Annotated in this window: 3 protein-coding genes, 1 tRNA gene and 1 pseudogene; 4 read left to right on the forward strand and 1 reads right to left on the reverse strand. The window is 63.1% G+C overall.

Features of this window, described 5'->3' with window-relative positions:
* Window positions 1-4: 4 nt before the first annotated feature.
* Window positions 5-91 (forward strand) — tRNA-Leu (locus DI606_RS19650).
* Window positions 92-217: 126 nt separating this feature from the next.
* On the forward strand, window positions 218-1477 hold the full coding sequence (locus DI606_RS19655; protein ID WP_293985650.1) for an integrase arm-type DNA-binding domain-containing protein: 1260 nt from the start codon (window positions 218-220) through the stop codon (window positions 1475-1477).
* A 10-nt stretch (window positions 1478-1487) separates the two neighbouring features.
* Here the strand turns inward: DI606_RS19655 and DI606_RS19660 are convergent, their stop codons facing one another.
* Window positions 1488-2663, reverse strand: a complete 1176-nt coding sequence (locus DI606_RS19660) for a hypothetical protein (protein WP_293985652.1) — start codon at window positions 2661-2663, stop codon at window positions 1488-1490.
* 365 nt (window positions 2664-3028) lie between these two features.
* Between DI606_RS19660 and DI606_RS19665 the strand changes: the two are divergent.
* A pseudogene (locus tag DI606_RS19665) lies at window positions 3029-3289 on the forward strand (TrbI/VirB10 family protein); the annotation flags it as partial.
* A gap of 9 nt (window positions 3290-3298) precedes the next feature.
* Complete coding sequence (locus tag DI606_RS19670) at window positions 3299-3478, forward strand: DUF2274 domain-containing protein (protein WP_367119500.1); 180 nt, start codon at window positions 3299-3301, stop codon at window positions 3476-3478.
* The last annotated feature ends 60 nt before the right edge of the window (window positions 3479-3538 follow it).

A 3538-nucleotide genomic window follows, 5' to 3' on the forward strand; every position in this document is an offset into this window, starting at 1 on the left:
CCGTGCCCAGATGGCGGAATTGGTAGACGCACCAGCTTCAGGTGCTGGCGATCGCAAGGTCGTGGAGGTTCGAGTCCTCTTCTGGGCACCATTTGTTCTTCCGGCGACGTCCGGGAACGTCCGAAGAACGGCTGATTTCAGCCGTTTTTTGTGCTAAGACCGTCCGGTCAAATCCGGGCTGATCCGGCACCAATCGGGAACAAATATGGTATCCTGCATGGTATCGAAGGCCCCTTATGGACGGGCCGACACCATGGGAAAACTCTTCGCGACCACCGTCACGAGCGCCAGGCCGAGGGAGCGCGAATACAAGCTCACCGACGGCGCCGGCCTCTATCTCCTCGTCAAGCCGAACGGCCGCAAGCTCTGGCGGCTGAACTATGCCTATCTCGGCAAGCAGCGTACGCTCTCCTTCGGCGCCTGGCCCGACGTCGGCCTCGCCGATGCGCGCGAGCGGCGCGACGAGGCGCGCAAGCTGATCGCAGCCGGGCTCGATCCCTCGCACGAAGCCAAGCTCGCCGAGGCGCGCGCGATGCTGTCCGAGGAAAACAGCTTCAAGCTGGTCGCCGAGGAATGGGTCGCCAAGCAGGAACGCGAGGGCATGTCGGAGGTCACGCTCAGCAAGATCCGCTGGCTGCTCGCCAAGGCCTATCCCAGGATCGGCAGCCGTCCGGTAGCCAAGATCACCCCGCAGGAAGCGCTGGCCGTGCTCCGCTCGATCGAGGCCACCGGTCGCTACGAAAGCGCGCGCCGGATGCGCAGCGTCCTCGGTCGCGTGTTCCGCTACGCCATCGCCACCACGCGCGCCGAAATGGATCCATCCCGCGATTTGCGCGGCGCGCTGACCGTTCCCAAGGCCAAGCATCTCGCCGCCATCACCACGCCCAAGGGCGCGGGCGAACTGATGCGCGCCATCGAGGGTTACACCGGCCACGCCATCACTCTCTTCGGGCTCAGGCTGTCGGCCCATCTGTTCGTACGCCCGGGCGAGCTGCGCCAGGCCGAGTGGAGCGAATTCGACTTCGACCGCTCGGTCTGGAACATCCCCGAGCAGAAGATGAAGATGCGGCGGCCGCATCGCGTGCCGCTGTCCACGCAGGTGACCGCGCTTTTCGAACAGCTTTGGGAGCTGACGGGCACGGGACGATACTGCTTCCCCTCTTTCCGCTCGCCGCTTCGCCCGATGTCCGAAAACACGGTCAACGCGGCCCTTCGAGCGCTCGGGTTCAGCCAGGAGGAGATGACGGCGCACGGCTTCCGGGCGATGGCGGCGACGCTGCTCAACGAAACGGGCAAGTTCAATCCCGACGCCATCGAGCGCCAGCTTGCCCATATGGAGACCAACGCCATAAGGCGTGCCTACACGCGCGGCGAATATTGGGACGAGCGCGTGCGGATGATGCAGTATTGGTCGGATCAGCTCAACGAGATGCGCGATGGCGCAAGGGTTCTGAAGCCCAACTTCCGACGCGCCTGAGGCTCCCGGCCTAATGGTCACGATAGGTCTTCTCCGTCACTTCGGCGATCGACCGGAAGACAGCGCACGAACCCTGTGTGAGCGGATCATGGGCCTGCACATGCGCTTGCGCCCATTCCAGCCACTCGGCGGCAGGCCTGCCGCCAATTTCCAATGAAGAATCCGGGATCGCGGCGCGCAGCGCCATGAGGAAATCCCGCGCCAGTCCAGCTTCGCGCCATCTGGCGGCCTGCTCGAGGAAGCATCGGAAGCGGTCGCGGTCGAGCTTGAGCTCCTGCGCCAGGATTTGGCGGCGCCGTTGCTCGGTCTCCCGCAGTCGCTGCCGCTCCTCGGCCTCTTCGCGCGCAGCCGCCATCATCGGGAATGCCGCAAGCAGGGTCGTGAGTATGTCGCCCACCCTGTCCTCGATCATGCCCTTGCGGCCGTCCTGCCAGACGCGTGGCAAATCGCCGGGCAACCAGCGCTTGATCTCGAAGACCAGCACATCCGTCTCGACCAGTTCTCGCCGGTATTGCTTGCCGGGGCCATGCCACCGTCTCTCTTCGGGAGGCAGGAGCTGGCGCACTTCCTTGAGCCTGGGCCTCAGTTGAAATGCGATTTCGTCCTGCCCGCATCGCGCAACGGGACCATGCCGATCTGTCTCGGCAATGACGATCTCCTCTTCTTTCAAGGTTTTGAACAGGGTGTCCAATATCCTGAGGCGACGCCGTTCGATCGGCGTGAAGGGCGCGGCCCGGACCGGCCGGTTGGGCCAGATATCATAGACCAGCCTTCCCCGGGCAGTCGCCTCCCTTCGATTTGCAAGCCAGCCGGCAACGATGGGGTGCGGATCCGAAAGCCGATCGGCCACGCGCACCCCTTTGCCATTCTGGCGGGCCGCCGCAATAGGGTCGTGCGCAGTTGACGACGCACCACCATCCGGGACCGGGGTAATTTCTATCTTCTCGTCCATGCCGGCTTTTGCGGGCGGCAAGGCCGGCACGGAGATCTCCTTTCCGGCCGCGACCTTGTTCCAGTGCCCAGGCCGAGGACGCGGGATATCGAAACGATCGCATAGTTTGGCGAGACTTTGATCCGAGATGCCGAAGCGTCCTGCGAGGTGGCGGAGAGGTTCGGCCCAGACCAGAGTGTGAAGTTCGGTACGGGACAGCAATCCGGGGGCCAACAGGGTGGTGGGCATATCCATTGGACAGTCTTTCACTCCAAAGCCACATGCATGAGGATGCCGGAAGCTGCCGATCCGCAGCCCAAAACCGTTTCGCCATCATTCCATGACGCTCGGATTCAGAAATACCCGACAAGAAAAATTCATCGACAATGACGCCGCTCGATTTGAAGGATATTATGCATGTTCAGAGCCTTAAATCGCTTTGTCGCGCAGCACCGGGCTTGCGTCTTGGAAGACCTGCGATAAGCTGAAGGCGCGCCATCGATGCATGGCGCCGAGGCGTGAGAACCTCGTGCGAGATGAAATGGATCCGCCATCGTGCGGCCGGGTGGCCGACGCGCATGTCCAAGCCGTTCGCGGCCAAAGGCGTTGGCGCATGTGCTCGTGTCGATTTCCACACATGGACGCTGCTCAAGGGCGTCGCGATTTCGACCCTGCTTGGCGTGGGTGCGAACGTGACCTTCTCCGGCGAGAGCGACCTCGTCCAGGCGATCCGCGAATCCACGCAGCAGAATGTGTCCCGCGCCGGCGACCAGATCACTTCCCGCAATCTGCAGATCCAACCGACCATCACCATCCGGCCCGGCGCGCCCGTCCGGCTCATCGTACATCGCGATCTCATTCTCGCGCCGTGGCGCGGTTAGGAGGAACACATGCCGGAACTCAAGCTTCCCAAGCTGCCGGACAGGACGCCGATCAAACTGCCGATCACCGTCACACCCGACCTGCACCAGATGCTACAGGACTATGCCGCACTCTACGCCGCAGCCTATGGGCGTGAAGAACCGATCGCATTATCTGGACAGTCTGCGCCGTCCGCAACATTGCAGTAAGGTCGGCGATGGACGCCCACGGTAGGCAGTAATCAGGCTGGCCGTAGCGCTGACCCAAGA

The organism is Sphingobium sp., assembly GCF_003248505.1.
Taxonomy (GTDB): domain Bacteria; phylum Pseudomonadota; class Alphaproteobacteria; order Sphingomonadales; family Sphingomonadaceae; genus Sphingobium.